At 67.1% G+C, this 16,887-nt stretch carries 17 protein-coding genes; 10 read left to right on the top strand and 7 right to left on the bottom strand.

Going from position 1 to position 16,887, the window contains the following annotated elements; translation table 11 throughout:
• Nucleotides 1-30: 30 nt before the first annotated feature.
• The 3 genes from QXK92_RS26915 to QXK92_RS26905 all read left to right on the top strand — a co-directional run bounded on the left by QXK92_RS26915 (nucleotide 31) and on the right by QXK92_RS26905 (nucleotide 5,992).
• A complete protein-coding gene (locus QXK92_RS26915) occupies nucleotides 31-678 on the top strand; it encodes a GntR family transcriptional regulator (RefSeq protein ID WP_306246898.1) in 648 nt (215 codons plus the stop codon).
• A gap of 98 nt (nucleotides 679-776) precedes the next feature.
• Complete coding sequence (locus QXK92_RS26910) at nucleotides 777-4,673, top strand: Pls/PosA family non-ribosomal peptide synthetase (protein WP_306246896.1); 3,897 nt, start codon at nucleotides 777-779, stop codon at nucleotides 4,671-4,673.
• A 35-nt stretch (nucleotides 4,674-4,708) separates the two neighbouring features.
• Complete coding sequence (locus QXK92_RS26905; RefSeq protein WP_306247948.1) at nucleotides 4,709-5,992, top strand: M1 family metallopeptidase; 1,284 nt, start codon at nucleotides 4,709-4,711, stop codon at nucleotides 5,990-5,992.
• Here the strand turns inward: QXK92_RS26905 and QXK92_RS26900 are convergent, their stop codons facing one another.
• On the bottom strand, nucleotides 5,993-6,379 hold the full coding sequence (locus tag QXK92_RS26900; RefSeq protein ID WP_306246894.1) for a DUF2237 family protein: 387 nt from the start codon (nucleotides 6,377-6,379) through the stop codon (nucleotides 5,993-5,995). It abuts the gene before it with no gap.
• Nucleotides 6,380-6,483: 104 nt separating this feature from the next.
• On the opposite strand from QXK92_RS26900, the gene QXK92_RS26895 reads away from it, so the two are divergent.
• A complete protein-coding gene (locus QXK92_RS26895) occupies nucleotides 6,484-6,882 on the top strand; it encodes a hypothetical protein (RefSeq protein ID WP_306246892.1) in 399 nt (132 codons plus the stop codon).
• Between the two features lie 4 nt (nucleotides 6,883-6,886).
• Here QXK92_RS26895 and QXK92_RS26890 read toward each other — a convergent pair whose 3' ends face one another.
• Genes QXK92_RS26890 through QXK92_RS26870 form a run of 5 tightly spaced genes read right to left on the bottom strand, consistent with a single transcriptional unit; the run spans nucleotide 6,887 to nucleotide 11,607 of the window.
• Nucleotides 6,887-7,852 carry an LLM class flavin-dependent oxidoreductase gene (locus tag QXK92_RS26890; RefSeq protein WP_306247946.1) on the bottom strand — a complete coding sequence of 322 codons (966 nt, stop codon included), beginning with the start codon at nucleotides 7,850-7,852 and terminating at the stop codon, nucleotides 6,887-6,889.
• A gap of 5 nt (nucleotides 7,853-7,857) precedes the next feature.
• Nucleotides 7,858-8,325 (bottom strand): VOC family protein, encoded by a 468-nt coding sequence (locus tag QXK92_RS26885; RefSeq protein WP_306246890.1) that lies wholly within the window; start codon nucleotides 8,323-8,325, stop codon nucleotides 7,858-7,860.
• A 9-nt stretch (nucleotides 8,326-8,334) separates the two neighbouring features.
• Complete coding sequence (locus tag QXK92_RS26880) at nucleotides 8,335-9,084, bottom strand: SDR family NAD(P)-dependent oxidoreductase (RefSeq protein ID WP_306246888.1); 750 nt, start codon at nucleotides 9,082-9,084, stop codon at nucleotides 8,335-8,337.
• On the bottom strand, nucleotides 9,081-10,277 hold the full coding sequence (locus QXK92_RS26875; RefSeq protein ID WP_306247945.1) for an MBL fold metallo-hydrolase: 1,197 nt from the start codon (nucleotides 10,275-10,277) through the stop codon (nucleotides 9,081-9,083). The genes QXK92_RS26880 and QXK92_RS26875 overlap by 4 nt, the downstream gene beginning before the upstream one ends.
• Nucleotides 10,278-10,332: 55 nt before the next feature.
• Nucleotides 10,333-11,607 carry a sulfotransferase gene (locus QXK92_RS26870; protein ID WP_306246886.1) on the bottom strand — a complete coding sequence of 425 codons (1,275 nt, stop codon included), beginning with the start codon at nucleotides 11,605-11,607 and terminating at the stop codon, nucleotides 10,333-10,335.
• Nucleotides 11,608-11,659: 52 nt separating this feature from the next.
• Between QXK92_RS26870 and QXK92_RS26865 the strand changes: the two genes are divergently transcribed.
• From QXK92_RS26865 to QXK92_RS26845, 5 genes are all read left to right on the top strand, one after another.
• Nucleotides 11,660-12,553 carry a helix-turn-helix domain-containing protein gene (locus QXK92_RS26865; protein ID WP_306246884.1) on the top strand — a complete coding sequence of 298 codons (894 nt, stop codon included), beginning with the start codon at nucleotides 11,660-11,662 and terminating at the stop codon, nucleotides 12,551-12,553.
• Nucleotides 12,554-12,608: 55 nt separating this feature from the next.
• Entirely contained in the window at nucleotides 12,609-12,995 is a 387-nt protein-coding gene (locus tag QXK92_RS26860; RefSeq protein WP_306246882.1) for a YbjQ family protein, read from the top strand.
• 53 nt (nucleotides 12,996-13,048) lie between these two features.
• Entirely contained in the window at nucleotides 13,049-13,408 is a 360-nt protein-coding gene (locus QXK92_RS26855; RefSeq protein WP_306246880.1) for a hypothetical protein, read from the top strand.
• Nucleotides 13,409-13,417: 9 nt separating this feature from the next.
• Nucleotides 13,418-13,882, top strand: a complete 465-nt coding sequence (locus QXK92_RS26850; protein WP_306246879.1) for a TM2 domain-containing protein — start codon at nucleotides 13,418-13,420, stop codon at nucleotides 13,880-13,882.
• Nucleotides 13,883-13,988: 106 nt separating this feature from the next.
• Nucleotides 13,989-15,125, top strand: coding sequence for a cellulase family glycosylhydrolase (locus QXK92_RS26845; RefSeq protein WP_306246876.1), 1,137 nt, complete (start codon nucleotides 13,989-13,991; stop codon nucleotides 15,123-15,125).
• On the opposite strand, the gene QXK92_RS26840 is transcribed toward QXK92_RS26845, so the two are convergent.
• Nucleotides 15,126-15,932 carry a PE-PPE domain-containing protein gene (locus QXK92_RS26840; protein ID WP_306246874.1) on the bottom strand — a complete coding sequence of 269 codons (807 nt, stop codon included), beginning with the start codon at nucleotides 15,930-15,932 and terminating at the stop codon, nucleotides 15,126-15,128.
• A gap of 255 nt (nucleotides 15,933-16,187) precedes the next feature.
• Here QXK92_RS26840 and QXK92_RS26835 point away from each other — a divergent pair, with 255 nt between their 5' ends.
• On the top strand, nucleotides 16,188-16,712 hold the full coding sequence (locus QXK92_RS26835; RefSeq protein ID WP_306246872.1) for a hemerythrin domain-containing protein: 525 nt from the start codon (nucleotides 16,188-16,190) through the stop codon (nucleotides 16,710-16,712).
• Nucleotides 16,713-16,887: the final 175 nt, after the last annotated feature.

Raw genomic sequence — 16,887 nt, 5'->3', positions numbered from 1 at the left:
ATCAAATGCTGCGTTTGATATGCTTTGCCCGTGGCTTCCACTGTCGACATCGCCGGCACGGTCCGCGAGCGCGCCGCCCGTGAACTGCGGGACCGCATCCTCACCGGCGCCCTGCCGGCCGGTTCCCGCCTGGACCTCGACGCCATCACCGAAGAGTTCGCCACCAGCCGCACCCCGGTCCGCGAGGCGCTGCTGGAACTGTCCTTCGAGGGATTGGTCCGGGTCGCCCCACGGAGCGGCGTCACGGTGATCGGTATCAGCCCCGAGGACGTGCTGGACAGCTTCACCATCCTCGGCGTGCTGACCGGGCAGGCGGCGGCGTGGGCGGCGCAGCGCATTGAGCCGGACGAACTCACCGCGTTGCGCGCGCTGGCCGACGACGTGGCAGCCCGTTCCGGTGACGACAGCATCGGCGAAGCCAACTGGCACTTCCACCAGAAGATCCACCGCGCCGCACACTCGCCCCGGCTGATGGCCCAGATCAGGCAGGCGGCCCGGGTGGTCCCGACCAACTTCCTCACGCTGTTCCCCGAGCACGAAAAGCATTCGCTGGACGATCACCGGGAGTTGCTCGACGCGTTCGCCGACCGGGACGCCGCGCGGGCGCGGGAGATCGCCGAACGGCACGTCCTGGATGCCGGACGTTCGCTGGCCGACTGGCTCGAGCAGCGCGCGTAAGGGCGGCCACCCGCGGCGCACGACTGTGACTCAGGCGACGACCCGGCGGCGGGTCACGTCGCGCGATTCACGCTCGCGCTCTGGGTAGGGTTCCATGAGTGCCCGAGATCCCCGCGCAGTACCTGCTGTCGGCTGACGCACCGAGTCCGCGCACGCTGATCGACATCATCCGGGCCACCGCCGCGCGTTACCCCGACGCCGCGGCGATCGACGACGGCGAGGTGCAGCTCACCTACAGCGAGCTGATCGAGGACATGAGCGACAGCGTCGCCTGGCTGGCCGCGCGGGGTATCGGACGCGGCGACCGGATCGGTATCCGGATGCCCTCGGGCAGCTACTCGCTGTACACCGCGATCCTCTCCGTGCTGGCCGCCGGCGCCGCCTATGTGCCCGTCGACGCCGACGATCCCGACGAACGGGCCGAACTGGTCTTCCGGGAGGCCAACGTCGTGGCCGTCATCACCGACAAGGGCATCGAGCGCACCCAGGGCGCGTCCCGGGGCTGGCGCGCCGAGGCGCCGCTGCCGCGCGACGACGCGTGGATCATCTTCACCTCCGGCTCCACCGGCACCCCGAAGGGAGTCGCGGTCAGCCACCGCAGCGCGGCCGCGTTCGTCGACGCCGAAGCGCAGATGTTCGTGCGGGACAGCCCGATCGGGCCGGGCGACCGGGTGCTGGCCGGGCTCTCGGTGGCATTCGACGCGTCGTGCGAGGAGATGTGGCTGGCGTGGCGGCACGGCGCGTGCCTGGTTCCGGCGCCGCGATCGCTGGTGCGCAGCGGGATGGACCTGGGACCCTGGCTGGTCACCCGGGACGTGACGGTGGTCTCGACGGTCCCGTCGCTGGCGGCGCTGTGGCCCGCCGAAGCACTGGAAGCGGTGCGGCTGTTGATCTTCGGCGGCGAGGCATGCCCGCCGGACCTCGCCGAGCGGCTGGCGGTCGAGGGCCGCGAGGTGTGGAACACCTACGGCCCCACCGAAGCCACCGTCGTCGCGTGCGCCGCACGCCTCGACGGCGCCGGCCCGATCAGCATCGGGTTGCCACTGCGTGGGTGGGACCTGGCCGTGGTGGACGCCGAGGGCCGGCAGGTCGATTACGGCGAGACGGGCGAGCTGGTGATCGGCGGCGTGGGACTGGCCCGCTACCTCGACGCGGACAAGGACGCCGAAAAGTACGCGGCGATGCCGACACTCGGCTGGAAGCGGGCATACCGCAGCGGCGATCTGGTGCGGCTGGAAACGGACGGGCTGTATTTCTGCGGGCGCGCCGACGACCAGGTCAAAGTCGGAGGCAGGCGCATCGAACTCGGCGAGGTGGACTCCGCCCTGGTCAACCTGACCGGGGTCAGCGGTGGCGCGGCCGCGGTACGCCGGACCGGCGGCGGCACCGCCGTGCTGGTCGGTTACGTGGTCAGCGCCGACCCGTCCTTCGATATCGCCAAGGCGCGCAACGAACTTGCCCAGCACCTGCCCGCGGCGCTGGTGCCGCGGCTGGTGCTCATCGAGGAGCTGCCCACCCGCACGTCGGGCAAGGTGGATCGCGATGCGTTGCCGTGGCCACCGCCGGGCAGCACCGACGCCGAGGAGACGCCTGATCTGGCGGGCACGGCGGGGCGGCTGGCCGAGATGTGGCGGGATCTGCTGGGCGCCACCGTAACCGGGCAGGAGGCCGACTTCTTCGCCCTGGGCGGCGGGTCACTGGCCGCCGCGCAGCTGGTCTCCACCCTGCGGCAGCAATACCCACAGATCACCGTCGCCGACCTCTACGACCATCCCCGGCTCGGTTCACTCGCCGGGTTTCTCGACGAGTTCGGCCCGCCGCCGCAGGTCCATGAGCGCGTGGTGAAGCCGACTCCGCGCCTGACCCAGCTGATCCAGGTCGCGTTGACGGTGCCGCTGGCGACCGTCGCGGGACTGCAGTGGGTTACCTGGCTGGCGTTGGGGAACAACATTGCTCGTGCTCTGCATCTGGTGCCCTGGACCGTGGCGGTGAGCTGGTGGTGGGTGGCGATCGCGTTCGTGTTGTTCGTGACGCCGCTGGGCCGGATGGGCATCGCGGTGCTGTTCGCGCGGCTGTTGTTGTTCAACGTCGCACCGGGCAGCTATCCCCGGGGCGGGTCGGTGCACCTGCGGGTGTGGTTGGCCGAACGGCTCGCCGAAGCCAGTGGTGCTGAAAACCTGGCCGGCGCACCGTGGCTCGTCTACTACGCCCGCGCCCTGGGCGCCGAGATCGGCAAGGGCGTGGACCTGCATTCGGTGCCGCCGGTGACGGGCCTGCTGACCGTCGGCGAGCGCAGCGCCATCGAACCCGAGGTCGACCTGCGCGGACACTGGGTGGACGGGGACGTGTTCCACCTCGGCACCATCACGATCGGTAACGACGCGACGATCGGGGCCCGCACCACCCTGCTGCCCGGTGCGGTCGTCGGCAAGAACGCCGATGTGGCACCGGGATCGGGGGTCACCGACAAGATCAAGAACGGCCAATACTGGAAGGGCTCGCCGGCGGCCAAGTCCGGGCGGGTGAATCACCCGTGGCCAGACGAGCGGCCGGCGCGAAAGTCCTATTGGGTGGCCGGTTACGGGTTGACCTCGCTGGCGCTGGCCGGGTTGCCGCTGCTTGCCCTGGTGGGAGGGCTGGCCATCATCGCGTTCGCCGTCCGGCACACCCGCACCCTGTCGGAGGCGGTGCTGCCGGCCCTGGTGTGGACACCGTTGGCGGCGCTGGCCGGCTTCGTCGCGTACGCGCTGGTGACCGTCGTCGCCGTTCGGCTGCTGTCCATCGGGCTGCGCGAGGGCTATCACCCGGTGCGCAGCCGCATCGGATGGCAGCTGTGGACCACCGAACGGCTGATGGACGCGGCGCGCACCTACCTGTTCCCGATTTACGCCAGCCTGTTCACCCCGATCTGGCTGCGCATCCTGGGCACCCGGGTGGGACGGGGCACCGAGATCTCCACGGTCTTGCTCACCCCCAAGTTCGCCGTCATCGAGGACGGCGCATTCCTGGCCGACGACACCATGGTCGCCTCGTATGAGCTTGGCGGCGGCTGGATCTACGCCGCCGAGACCACGGTCGGCCGGCGGGCTTTCCTGGGCAACTCGGGCATCACGCAGCCGGGGCGCCGGGTTCCCGACGACGGTTTGGTCGCCGTCCTGTCGGCGACGCCCCCGAAGGCCAAGCGCGGCTCCTCGTGGCTGGGCAGTCCGCCGATGCGGCTGCGCCGACGGCCCGCCGAAGCAGACGAGGAGACGACGTTTCACCCGCCCCGGCGCTTGAAGGTGATGCGGGCCGCGGTGGAGATCTGCCGGCTGCTGCCGGTAGTGGTGACGGTGGCGATCGGGGTGACGGTGCTGGGCGCATTGCAGGCGCTGTCGATCACGTTCGGGATCGGCTGGGCGGCGCTGGCCGGTGGAGTGGTGCTGCTGGCCGCGGGTGCGGTCGCCGGCCTGGTGACGGTGGCGGCGAAGTGGGCGCTGGTCGGCCGGATCCGGGCGAGCGAGTTCCCGCTGTGGTCGTCGTTCGTGTGGCGCAACGAACTGGCCGACACGTTCGTGGAAACCGTTGCGGCGCCGTGGTTCGCGCGTGCCGCCGGCGGTACGCCGGTGATGAATCTGTGGCTGCGTGGCTTGGGCGCCGCGGTCGGGCGTGGTTCGTGGTGTGAGACCTACTGGTTGCCCGAGGCCGATCTGGTGGTGCTCGGGGAAGGAAGCACCGTCAACCGCGGGTGCGTGGTGCAGACCCACCTGTTCCACGACCGGATCATGCGAATGGACAGCGTCGTGCTGGAACCGGGCGCCACCCTGGGACCGCACTGCGTCGCGCTGCCCGCCGCGCGGGTGGGCGCCGGGGCCTCCGTCGGGCCCGCGTCGCTGGTGGTGCGCGGCGACGAGGTGCCGGGATCGACTCGCTGGCAGGGCAATCCGGTCCGGCCGTGGGTGAGCCGGAAGAAGGGCCGCAAGAATGCGGCGGACGTCAAGGACAACGCGGCGTGAAGTCCCCGGCGAAGAAGACCACGCCAAGCCAGGCGATGGACCCCTACCTGCCGCAGAACGGCAACTTCGGTTACACGGTGTCGCGTTACGAACTCGACCTCGAGTACAAGGTCTCGATCAATCGGTTGTCCGGAACCGCCACCATCACCGCGGTGACCTCGGCCGAGTTGGGGGAATTCACCCTCGATCTGTCCAGCGCGCTGTCGGTGTCCCGGGTTTCGGTCAACGGCAAGCGCGCCGCCCGCTTCAGCTGCCGCAGCGGCAAGTTGCGCATCGCGCTGGAGTCGAAGTTGCCGACCGGCGCCGCGATGTCGGTGGTGGTGCGTTACGGGGGCAACCCCAAGCCGCTCCGAACCCTTTGGGGCGACGTGGGATTCGAGGAGTTGACCGACGGCGCCCTGGTCGCCGGGCAGCCCAACGGAGCCGCGTCCTGGTTCCCCTGCAACGACCACCCCAGCGCCAAGGCCGCCTTCCGGATCCAGATCAGCACCGAGAGCGGATACCGCGCCATCGCCAACGGCAAGCTGGTGTCGTCGCGGGCGCGGGCGTCGCAGACCGTGTGGACCTATGAACAGCCGGAGCCGACGTCGACCTACCTCATCACCCTGCAGATCGGTGTGTACGAGTCGGTTCGGCTGGCCAGGACTCCGGTCGCGATCCGCGCGGCGTTGCCCGAACGCCTCAAGGACAACTTCGACCACGACTTCGCCCGTCAGCCCGACATGATGGCGGTGTTCATCGACTTGTTCGGGCCCTATCCGCTCGCCGACGGGTACACGGTCGTGGTGACCGACGATGCCCTGGAGATTCCGCTAGAGGCACAGGGCATTTCGATCTTCGGCGCCAATCACTGCACCGGCAACCGGGGCAGCGAGAGACTGATCGCCCACGAGCTGGCGCACCAGTGGTTCGGCAATTCGGTGACCGCGCGCCGGTGGCGCGACATCTGGCTGCATGAAGGGTTCGCGTCCTATGCGGAGTGGCTGTGGTCGGAGCGCAGCGGCGGGTCCAGCACCGTGGCCCTGGCCCGGTATCACCTCGGCCAGTTGCGGCAGAAGCCGCAGGATCTGCTGCTCGCCGATCCCGGGCCGCGGGACATGTTCGACGATCGGGTCTACAAGCGCGGCGCACTGACCCTGCACGCGCTGCGCGGACAGCTGGGCGACGACAAGTTCTTTGCGCTGCTCAAGGATTGGACGACCCGCTACCGGCACGGCACGGCGAGCACCGAGGACTTCACCGGGCTGGCGGCCAACTACAGCGACGAGTCACTGCGGCCGCTGTGGGATGCGTGGCTGTATTCGACCGAGGTCCCGTGATCACAGGTTAGCCAGGTCGTCGGGCACGTCCACCGCGTGCTCCTGCAGCACCTCGAGCGGAACCACGTCCAGCGTGCGCTCGTGGGTGGAGGCCAAAACCACCGGCGCGGCGCAGCCGTCGTTGTGGGCCCGTAGCCAGTTACGGGCCGTGACGCACCAACGGTCGCCGGGCAACAGCCCGGGAAATCGGTACTCCGGCACCGGCGTTGACAGGTCGTTACCGATCGATCGCTGGTGCTCGAGAAACTCGGCGGTCACGACGGCGCAGATGGTGTGCAGTCCGCGGTCTTCATCGCCGGTGGAACAGCACCCGTCCCGATAGAAGCCGGTGACCGGATCGGTGCCGCAGGGTTCCAATGGGCCACCCAGGACGTTGCGATCAGGCATGGCCTCAGTATCGCGCGTTGCGCCGTTAAACCCCAGCGCACATCGCGACACTGCGCGCGTCGACGAATTTCGGCGGCGGGAAGCGCTGCGGTAGGTTCAGCGGCGTGATACTTACGGGCGCTTTCCTGGCCGACGCGGCCGCCGTCGTCGACAACAAACTCAATGTGTCGGGTGGGGTGCTGTCTCGATTTGCGCTCGGCCCCGACCGCTCGGCCCGCTTCGTCCTGGTGGTGCTGACCCAGGCGGAGCCCGGCAACACCGATCGGACGCTGAAGATCGAGATGCGCCCGCCGACGGACGACGACCCGATCCGGTTGGAGTTCGAGGTGCCCGAAGCCTCGGTGGCCGAGTTCCCCGGGTTCGCGTTCTTCGAGCTCCAGCTGACCTTGCCCAGTGACGGCCGGTGGGTTCTGGTGGTGACCGGGGGCACCGGGGCCATTTCGCTTCCGGTGCTGGTCACCGAATTCACGCCGCCGCCGCAGGGTCCGGCGTTCGGGCTCTAGAGCGTCAGGTCAACGCGGGCAGCACCCGGTCGGTGAGTAGCTGCACCGACTTCCACGCCTCCTCGACGGGCATTCCGCCCACCAGGGGGTGCAGCACGATCGGGCCGTAGTAGTCCGCGGCCCGCACTTCGGCGATCAGCTGCTCCGGCGTGAGGAACCGGTAGCGCCCGGAAGCTTTGACCTCCTCGAGCGTCTGAACTCCGGGCAGGTGCATCAGCGATCGTTCGTCGGCCGACCACCCGCCATATGTCACTGCCTCCCAGAGGATGTGCCCGCCCAGTTCGGCCCAGGCCCGGTCCGGGTCCTCGTGCAGGTAGATCATTCCCCTGTTGACCGGACCCGGCATGATGACGAACGGTTTGACACCGGCTCGGGAGCACAGTTCGCGATAGTGGTCCGCCACGTCGGGCAGGTGATCGGCCAGGCTCAGCGGCAGCCCGAATCGGGCCGCGCGCCGCGCCGTGGCGAGCGAGCCTCCGCCCACGTACAACGGCGGGTGCGGCCTGGTCCAGGTTCCGGTGCAGACACCGTCTTCGGTGCCGGCCCACCGGGCCAGCATTTGTTCGACCAGGGCGTCCATCAGCTTGCCGCGCCGGGTGAAATCCACACCGAGTGCCTCGTATTCGACGGTGCGGTAGCCCAGGCCCACCGTGGTGTGCAGCCTGCCGCGACTCATGTTGTCGACGAGCGCGATGTCTTCGGCGAGGCGGACCGGATTCCAGAGCGGACCCAGCGCGCAGTCCACGCTGGCGATCATGGTCGTGGTCCGGGCCAGGAACAATGACGCGGCCATGATCGGGTTGCAGCTCCAGCCGTGCCCGGTCGCATGGTGTTCGTCGACGCTGACCGTGGTGATCCCGTGCGACTCACCCCACTGGGCCAGTTCCAGTGCGGCGTTCAGCAATTCGCTCTGTCTGCGCGGATTTCCCTGCGGCGAGGCGAAATTGAACCGCAGCACGGTCAGGATCATGCCGGTCACAGAGCCTGGGACTGCAGGAAGGCGGCGAAGTCCGGGAACAGCGCTCGGTCGACGATCTCGATGCGCGTGCCGCCGGCGTCGACGTAGTAGGCGAACATCGCCAGCGTCGAGCCCGGCACATCGGTGGTCATTTCGAAGGAGAACCCATTGTCCTCCAACGCTTTAGCGGTCTCGGTGAGGTTGTCGGCGAAATAACCGAGATGATGAACGGCGTTGCCGGGGGCCGCCACCCAGGGGGTACCGGGAACCTCCTGGATCAGTTCCAGGTACGGGGCCTGCAGCGAGTAGGTGAAGTTGGACGTCAATTCGCGGGTGCCGGCCCCGGTGCGGAAGGGCAGCGTGTAGCGCATGGGCTTGATCCACCGGTAACCGGCCAGCGCGGTGAACCGCGTCATCGCGGCGTCGAGGTCGGGTACCACGATTGCGGTGTGGTAGAGGTCCTCAGGCCGAAGTGCGTGCGCCATATTCCGTCCTCAGATGCAGTCCGATGCGCCGTCCACGACGAACACCGCACCGGTGGTGTAACTGCTGTGTTCGGTGCATAAAAAGGCTACCGTGGGCGCGATCTCGGAGACCGCCCCGAAGCGTCGCAGGGGGACATGCGCCAGTTCGGCCTCCACCAGTTCGGTGACCGAATGCATGGGTGCGGTCATCGGGGTGTCGACAGCGCCCGGCGCCACCGCGTTCACCCGGATACCCTGGGGCGCCCACTTCACCGCGAGGTTCCTTGTGACGCAGATGATTCCGGCCTTGGCGGCACCGTAGCCGGGCACCAATGGGACGGCGCGCAGTGCCGACATCGAGGCCAGGTTGACCACGCTGGCCCCACCCGTTGCCGTCGATGCTTTCAAGGCGCGGCGCAGCCCGACCGTAAGCCGGTACGGTCCGGTCAGATTGAGCGCCACCGACGCTTCGAATCCGTCCGGCTTGGATTCGTCGAGTCCTCCCGGGAAGTTCGCTCCCGCGTTGTTCACCAAGACGTCGAGTGCGGTGAATCGCTGGGCCAGCGCGTCAACGGAGTCCGGGTCGGTGATCTGCAATTGGTGATAGGTCATGCCGGACAGGTCGGCGTCGTACTCGCCCGCGCTGCCCCTGGTTCCGGTGATGCTCACCTCGGCTCCGGCGTCCCGGAACAGGGTGGCGATCGCGTGACCGATGCCGCTGGTACCTCCGGTGATGAGCGCCGTGGTGCCGGTGAAGTCGAAGCTGACCCGTGCGGTCATGAGTTTCTCGCTATCTGTTTCTTGAGCCAGCTTGTTTCCCAGAAGTTTTCACTGGCCGCCAGCAGGTCTTCATGCGCCTGCCTGAGCACCTCGCGCGCACCGGGGTGATCGCGGGACACCAGCTCGGCGAGGTGGATCGCGTGCAGCGGCCGCCCGGCGCACAGGTGACCCCGCGCGCGGTCGACCAGCGCGTCGGCACCGGCGAGTTCGACGATGTCGGCCGACACTTCGTCGAACCCGACCGGGTAGAGCTCGGTGGTCGAGCGGTGATGGAACCAACCGGAATAGTTCTCCCAGATAGCCCGCACGTCCCAGGCGACCTTGCCGTACCCCTGGCCCACTTCGGCGTCCGCGGGCAGCGTGATCTCGCGCATCAGCTGGCCCACGTCCTTTCCGGCGTTCATGCCGGCCACCGTTTCATCATGAATGTGCCTGATGGCGTCGCGCAGCCGCGTCAGCTCCGCGTCGATACGCTCCGCGCCGGCGATCGGGTCAAAGTGACCGGTGACCAGTAACTCGGGCCGCAGCTCACGCACCCGTTCCACCGAGGAGATCGCCGTCAGTGCGTCGCGGTACCGGTCGCCGCGGATGGTGACCAGGTTGGGAATGTGTCCGAAGATGGGTCCGAAAGTGTTCCCGCACAGGCAGATCCGTTCCTCCGGGAGCCACACCACCAGCGAGTCGGTGGTCTCGCCGCCGGGCACCGAGATCAGTTCCAGGCGGCGGCCGCCGACCTGAAGGGTGAGCGTGTCGTCGAAGTCGAGGTCGACGGTGGGAACACTCTGCCCGGGCAGCTTCCTGGTGCCCAGCCGCTGCTGAATGGCCCGGATGCCGGTGGCCAGTGTGTCCTGGAACGCGAACGCACTGCGGCTGGCGCGATAGGGGATGAGCCGTTCGTTGTCGTCGCGCCACAGCTTCCAGTTCGCCTGTGCGACAACGACGGTGTCAGGATCGCGGATGCTATCCAGGCCGCCGACGTGGTCGACGTGCCCCTGGGTGAAGATGATGTAGCGCACCGGCGAGGCGTCGACAGCATCGAAATTGGCCCGGTGTACCGGGCCCTCGAAGCCCATCCCGGTGTTGACGATGACCCGGCCCTCGTCGGTGGTGAGCAGGTAGGCGTTCGACAGGCCCGGCGAGCACCAGATTCCGGGGGCGATCGGCTCGGCGCGGTCGGCGGATGCCGGACGCATGGCATCGGCGCCCGGGCGGCTGCGGTACACCGGTTCGGTTGTCACAGGGTCTCCTTCACTCGGCGCGGACGTCGAACCTGTCGAAGTAGAAGTCGAATCGCTGACGCAGTTCGTCGGGCGAGATGCCGAAGTGGCGCTGCAGGTCGTATTGGATCCGGCCGTGCTTGCCGCGCGGGTTGCCGTCCAGGTACTTCTGGAAGTGTCGCTGCACCTTGTCGGTCAGTTCCGCGCCGGCACGCCGGTAAAGCTCGGTCAGCAACGGCATTTCGTTGCCGTTGAGCTGATGGAAGCTGATGTCGATGCTGCGTTCGGCCGCAACCAGCTCGCGGTCGCGCACGCACGCACTGAGTAAGCGGTGCACGCGGTCGCTCCAGTAGTCCAACAGCCAGGCGGGGTCGATGCTGGTCCGGCGCAGCCGGTCGGAGTAGGCCATCATGGTGATCGCCGATTGGATCACCGCGACGGGATCGCGGTGGGTGAAAGCCACCGTGGCGTCAGGAAAGGTCGCCATCAGCGGGCCGAGTTGCTCGCAATGCTGCGGGCTCTTGAGCACCCAGGTCCGCGGACCACGCAGAAACGTCAGTGCCTGCAGCACTTTTCGCAGGTACCGGTAATGCCGGTGCTGGTCCAGAGTCAGGTAGTAGTCACGCCAATCGGGCACTCGCGCATGCCATTCCAGGACGTAGGCGGCCAGGTCCAGATCCAGGATCTCGACCTCCTCCTCGATGGCCTCCGGGAAACGGTCGTGCATGGCCGCCACGACGGGCGCGCTGACCATCAGCGCGTCGTGTTCCTGCTTGCACCGGGTGTATCGCGGATCGACGCCGAAGATGTCGGGCCCCTCGCCGACGGCCGGGATCGGCTCCTGGCTCTCCCAGTACGGCAGCGCGCGCCGGCGGGGGTCGGCGGCGATGAGGTTCACCAGGTGGGTGGTGCCCGAGCGTGGCATTCCGACGACGATGATCGGTTTCTCGATCGGGATCGACTCGATCTCGGGGTAGCGCTTGATGAGGTCGGTCAGCGACAACCGGTTGCGCAGCAGCCGCACCACTCGTTGCCGCAGCGTGGAGCGGGAGAGTTGACGCAACCCGTCGTCTCCCTCGATGGCCGCGACGTGCACTCGCAGCCGGTCGGTGATGCCGTCGGTGTCGTCGAGGTCGTCCGCCCCGGCCTGGCCGCGGGCCTCGGCGAGCATCGTGTCGATGTCGAACTCGACGTGGCGGCTCTCGGTGAATTCCAGGATCTGGCGCTGGACGTCGGTCAGGCGGGGCGACGTCAGGTCGTCGAAGTCGATGACATCAGCGTTCGTCGATCCAGCGCCGGCCTCCACCGATCACCTCCCGCCCTTGCGTTGTCGAATATTCGATATAGCATTCGAAAATATGACAATCACGGTAGATGCAGACACGTCGCGCCGTCAACCCGCGTCTCCCCCGACAGAACGCGTGGTCGCCATCATGGAACTGGTGGGATCCCAGCCCGGGCGCAGTTTCTCCCTGGCCGAGATCTCCCGCGAACTGGGGATCAGCCGCGCCACCGGACATGCGATCGTCACTACCTTGGCCAGCCACGACTGGTTGGTGCGCGACGCTGCCGGCGCCTACTCGCGCGGCCCGGGCATCGCGTCGCTGACCGAGGCCGCCGACGAGCGCATCTACCACGGGATTCTGCATAAGCTCGCCGAATCTAGTTGCACGCAAACGTTTTTGGCTCGGCGCGAGCAGAACAGCCTGGTCGTGATAGACAGCGCGGGCGAATCACCGTCGGGCATGCGGATCGATCGGCAACTGCGCATGCCCTTGGTCGCACCGTTCGGCCGCGACTACGTCGCCTGGGGCTCCGCCGGTGCGCAGCGCGCGTGGCTGCAAGGCGTGGGCAAACCCTCGACGGCGTTGTCACGCCGAATGTCCACGGTGCTCAACGAGATCCGGGAACGCGGTTATGTCATCGAACGACTCAGCCGCGAGTACGTCCGCGTCTACACGGCGCTCCGGGCGCTGGGCGCTGACAGTGAACCCGACGCCATCACCGCGCGACTTGCGCGGGCATTCGCCGACCTGACGGTCATCGATGTGCTGTCCTCCGAATTGACCGGCAACGCGACGCACAATATCGCCACCATCTCGGCCCCGGTCTTCGACGCCGACGGTCTCGTCGCCATGTCGGTCACTGTCGCACCATTCGCCGAACTCACCGGCGCCGAAGTCCGTCGCCTCGGCGAGCTGGTCCGCGCTGCGGCCGAAAACATCGGGCAACACTTCACACAGACGCGGTGAGCGGTACCCTGCAGCGGGAATCGCGTCGCCCCGTTCAACAAGAAAGGCAGCTCCGGTGCTCGTCGTCACTACCAATGACATCCCCGGTTGGGAAATCCAGCGCGTCTGCGGCGAAGTCTTCGGTCTCACCGTGCGGTCCCGAAATGCCTTCGCGCAGTTCGGTGCCGGCTTCAAGTCGATGTTCGGCGGCGAGCTGCAGGGCATGACCAAGAACCTGGCCGAGAGCCGCAATGAAGCGATGTCCCGGCTGATCAACGAAGCGCGCGCCAAGGGCGGCAACGTCATCGTCGCGATGCGCTTTGACACGACGGAGCTCGGTGACGTGTGGACCGAGATCTGTGCCTACGGGACGGCGGTACAGGCCGTGCCGGTCACCGATGGCGCCCGCTACACCGCCTCACAGCTGGGGTACGGCGGCGGCGCCCCGCAGCCTCAGCAGTAGCCGGCCCGGACGTCGGCGGTGCTTATCTCGGGCGGGAGCGGTAGTTTCACCCAGTGATAGTCGGGGCCTTTCTGGCCGAAGCTGCTTCGGCGACGGACAACAAACTCAACGTTTCGGGCGGTGTGCTGCTGCGATTCGCCGTCGAGGCCGATCGGCTGGCCCAATTCCTGCTCGTGGTGCTGACGCAGGCGGAGACCGACAGCCCGGAGCGGCGCGTCGACGTCGAGATCCGCCCACCGACCGATGACGAGCCGCTGAACATCGAATTCGAACTACCCGAGGCAGCCACCATCGCCGAGCTCGGGTTCGCGATCTTTCCGATTGAAGTCACTCTGCCGGTCGACGGCCGCTGGGTTCTGGTGGTGACCGGCGGAGCGGGCATGATCTCGCTTCCGCTGATCGTCAGTGGTTAGGTAGAGCCGATGGGAACACCGAATTACCCCGGCAACCCCGAGCAGCAGCCACCCTGGGGACAGCAGCCCTACGGCTACCAGCCACCCCAGCCGCCATACCAGCCTGGCCAGCCACCGCCGCCCCCGCAGTATCCGTCCGTCCCCCAATATCCCGGCTATGGGGGCTACGGCGTCGATCCGCAGGCGCCGTTCGGGCGGGATCCGGCCACCGGGATGCCGCTGTCGGACAAGTCCGCCACCACCGCCGGACTGCTTCAGCTGTTCTTCGGTGCGTTCGGGGTCGGCCGCTTCTATCTGGAGTCCACCCAGATCGCGGTCATTCAGTTGTGCCTCGGCTTGGCCGGCCTTGTCCTCACCGTCCTGTGCGGCATCGGCATCTTCATCTTGGCCGGCGTCGGAATCTGGGGCTTCGTCGACGCGATCATGATCTTCACCGGCAGCGTCACCGACAGCTACGGCCGCAAACTGCGCTAGCTCGCTGATGTCGAAAGTGACGGCGGGATAACAATTTCCACCCTCAAATTGTCGCGGCCCGGTATGCCGCGGGACGTGTGCTGCGTTCCGAACTTACCGTCGCTGGGTGCAACGCCGAACCGCTCTGAAGCTGCCACTGGCGTTAGCGGCCGCCACGGCACTGACCCGGACGCCGCGGGCGTCCGCCGAGGCGGGCCGCTGGCCGGCCGACCGTGCGCACAACTGGTATCAGGCGCAGGGGTGGCTGGTCGGCGTCAACTACGTCACCTCGACCGCGATCAACCAGCTCGAGATGTTTCAGGCCGGCACCTACGATCCCCGGCGCATCGACAACGAACTGGGAGCGGCGCGGTTTCACGGGTTCAACACGGTGCGGGTCTTCCTGCATGACCAGCTCTGGGCGCAGGACCGGGCGGGCTTCCAGGGTCGGCTGGCCCAGTTCGTCGGCATCGCGGCGCGGCACGGCATCAAGCCGCTGTTCGTGCTGTTCGACTCCTGCTGGGATCCGTTTCCGCGGGTGGGTCGGCAGCGCGCGCCCACACCGGGCGTGCACAACTCCGGGTGGGTGCAGGGGCCGGGCGCCGAGCACATCGACGACCCGCGCTACGCGGCTGTCATGCAGGATTACGTCACCGGTGTGTTGAGCCAGTTCCGCAACGACAACCGGGTACTGGGTTGGGACCTGTGGAACGAACCGGACAATCCCGCGCGCGAGTACCGCAAGGTGGAGCGCAAGGACAAGCTGGACCGGGTCGCGGCCCTGCTCCCCCAGGTGTTTCGCTGGGCGCGCGCGGTCGATCCGGTGCAGCCGCTGACAAGTGGGGTCTGGCAGGGCAATTGGGGCGATCCCGGTGCGCGCAGCGCCATCGCCGGCATTCAGCTCGACAACGCCGACGTGATCACATTCCACAGTTACACCCCGCCGGGGGAATTCGAGGGCCGCATCAACGAACTCGAGCCGCTGGGGCGCCCGATCATCTGCACCGAGTACCTGGCTCGCTCACTGGGCAGCACGGTCGAAGGCGTGCTGCCGATTGCCAAGCGGCACAACGTCGGTGCGCTCAACTGGGGACTGGTCGCCGGCAAGACCCAGACCTATTTTCCGTGGAGTTCGTGGGACCATCCGGCGACGGCGGTACCCAAACAGTGGTTCGCCGACCTCCTGCAGCCCGACGGGCGGCCGTTCGCCGACAGCGAGGTACAGACGATCCGCAAGCTGATCACCGGGCGGGAACGCGAGTGATCAGCCCGGCAGATCGAGCGTCCCCATCGGCCGGTTGTAGGCGGATTCAACCATCGGGCGCCACTGCAGTTCGTGGATTCGCTTGTTCTCGGCCGATTCCAACCGCCAGGTGACCATCGGCAGGTAGTACGTGGCCGGTGCGCCCAGAATGTAGGTGGCGTTGCCCTCGACGTATGACTTGTTCCCCGGGTCGGTCAGGCTGAGCTTGCTGTAGTCCAGATGCGGGCCCCGCAGTTCACCGGTACCGCCGACGAAGTTGGAGGCCACTCTGTTGAAACGCGCCACCGAATTCGCCAGGTCACCCGGGCAGTCCGCCCAGAAATCGTATTGCCGGATCAAGACTTTCACCGTGTAACGGGTGTCGGCCGGGAATCCCCTGCCGCCATACGCCGCGTTGCATCCGCTGTTGGAGATGAAAGTGCAACCGCCGTATTTGTTCTCCGGGTCACCGGTGAGAATGAACGTGACGCTTGCGGGATCGATATCACTACCGGGGCCGTACCGGCGCAACCAATCGTCCTCCACCTGAGCGCCTTCGCTGTGACCGAGGACGATCTTGCGGCCCGCCGTGGAATGCAGGAGCTGATTGAGGATATCGGCGCCCTGATGGACGAAGTAAGCATTGGGCAGATTCGTATAAGGGACTTTGACTTTCACATTGGGTGCGGCGAAAAGCTCGCCACGCAACCAGTTCGACGGTAACGGGAAAAAGGCGGGGTTGATCGTCAATACTGTCGCAGCGACGGATTCGTCTGCAGCCCTGGCTTTTACCGGCGTCATTGCGGCGGCAACGACTATTGCTGCCAATGCGATAGACGTTATCAAGCGTCTCACCGGCGCCACCCCATGCGGGCATATATATCATCGCGGGCGTCAAAATCTTTGGGGCGACTGGTGAATCGTGACGGGAATGACGCCGGGCCGCGATCTTGCGCCGGTATCGATGCCTTGCCTTCCGCGCGATCAGGCGTCACGGTTTAGGCGGCCCGGCGCGCGTGAATCCCCTTGTCGCAATTCCGAGCGAGAGGGGTCCCCACCGTGTGCAGAAGGCGGCGCTGAACCATGGCCGACATCATCGACCTCATCTACGCCGATCACGACTGGATTCGGCGTCAGTTCTTCCGGCTCGACGACGCGAGAAGCGACGACGACCTTGCCGCAATCTGGGCCGTTCTCGGTGCCCGCCTCGACGTTCATGCCGAGGCAGAGGAAGCGGTGTTCTACCCGGCGCTGCTCAAACACGGTGGCCATGACCATCCCAGCAATCCCGAAGGCGACCCGGAGGACGAGACCGAGGACGCCATTACCGATCACAACGCGATTCGTGATGCCGTCCGTCGGTCACGCCGGCTCGAGCCGGGCAGCTCCGAGTGGTTCGAGGCCGTTCACGAGGCCCGCGAGCAGAACGGTAAACACCTCGACGAGGAAGAGCGGGAGGCAATGCCGGACTTCATTAAGAGCGCGTCGCTCGAACTCAGGAACGAGCTGGCTCTGCAATGGATGCGGTTCTACGCCGAACGCGAAGCGACCACCGGCGTCGACAACCGCGATAAGGACGCGACCGAGTACATCGATGAGCATTCGTGAGAAACCCCGGCCGGTGGCGGGGTTCCGCACAGCTGAATTACGGATGGTCTCCGATTCGGCAATTGGTGAGATTGGCGTCGCAGCGAAGGCCGACCGGGGGCGGCGGCTTCGGTGGCGGGTTATCTCCGTCCCAGATCGCGTTGGACACATTGCCCATTCCGCCGAGGAGTGCTCA

It is taken from the genome of Mycobacterium sp. TY815, assembly GCF_030755135.1.
Classification (GTDB): domain Bacteria; phylum Actinomycetota; class Actinomycetes; order Mycobacteriales; family Mycobacteriaceae; genus Mycobacterium.
This window is presented reverse-complemented; position numbering and strand designations above follow the sequence as displayed.

Coding starts and splice junctions, on each gene's coding strand:
- QXK92_RS26905 (WP_306247948.1), top strand. CDS start 4,709: ATGGACCCCTACCTGCCGCAGAACGGCAACTTCGGTTACACGGTGTCG.
- QXK92_RS26900 (WP_306246894.1), bottom strand. CDS start 6,379: ATGCCTGATCGCAACGTCCTGGGTGGCCCATTGGAACCCTGCGGCACC.
- QXK92_RS26890 (WP_306247946.1), bottom strand. CDS start 7,852: ATGATCCTGACCGTGCTGCGGTTCAATTTCGCCTCGCCGCAGGGAAAT.
- QXK92_RS26885 (WP_306246890.1), bottom strand. CDS start 8,325: ATGGCGCACGCACTTCGGCCTGAGGACCTCTACCACACCGCAATCGTG.
- QXK92_RS26880 (WP_306246888.1), bottom strand. CDS start 9,084: ATGACCGCACGGGTCAGCTTCGACTTCACCGGCACCACGGCGCTCATC.
- QXK92_RS26875 (WP_306247945.1), bottom strand. CDS start 10,277: ATGCGTCCGGCATCCGCCGACCGCGCCGAGCCGATCGCCCCCGGAATC.
- QXK92_RS26865 (WP_306246884.1), top strand. CDS start 11,660: ATGACAATCACGGTAGATGCAGACACGTCGCGCCGTCAACCCGCGTCT.
- QXK92_RS26850 (WP_306246879.1), top strand. CDS start 13,418: ATGGGAACACCGAATTACCCCGGCAACCCCGAGCAGCAGCCACCCTGG.
- QXK92_RS26835 (WP_306246872.1), top strand. CDS start 16,188: ATGGCCGACATCATCGACCTCATCTACGCCGATCACGACTGGATTCGG.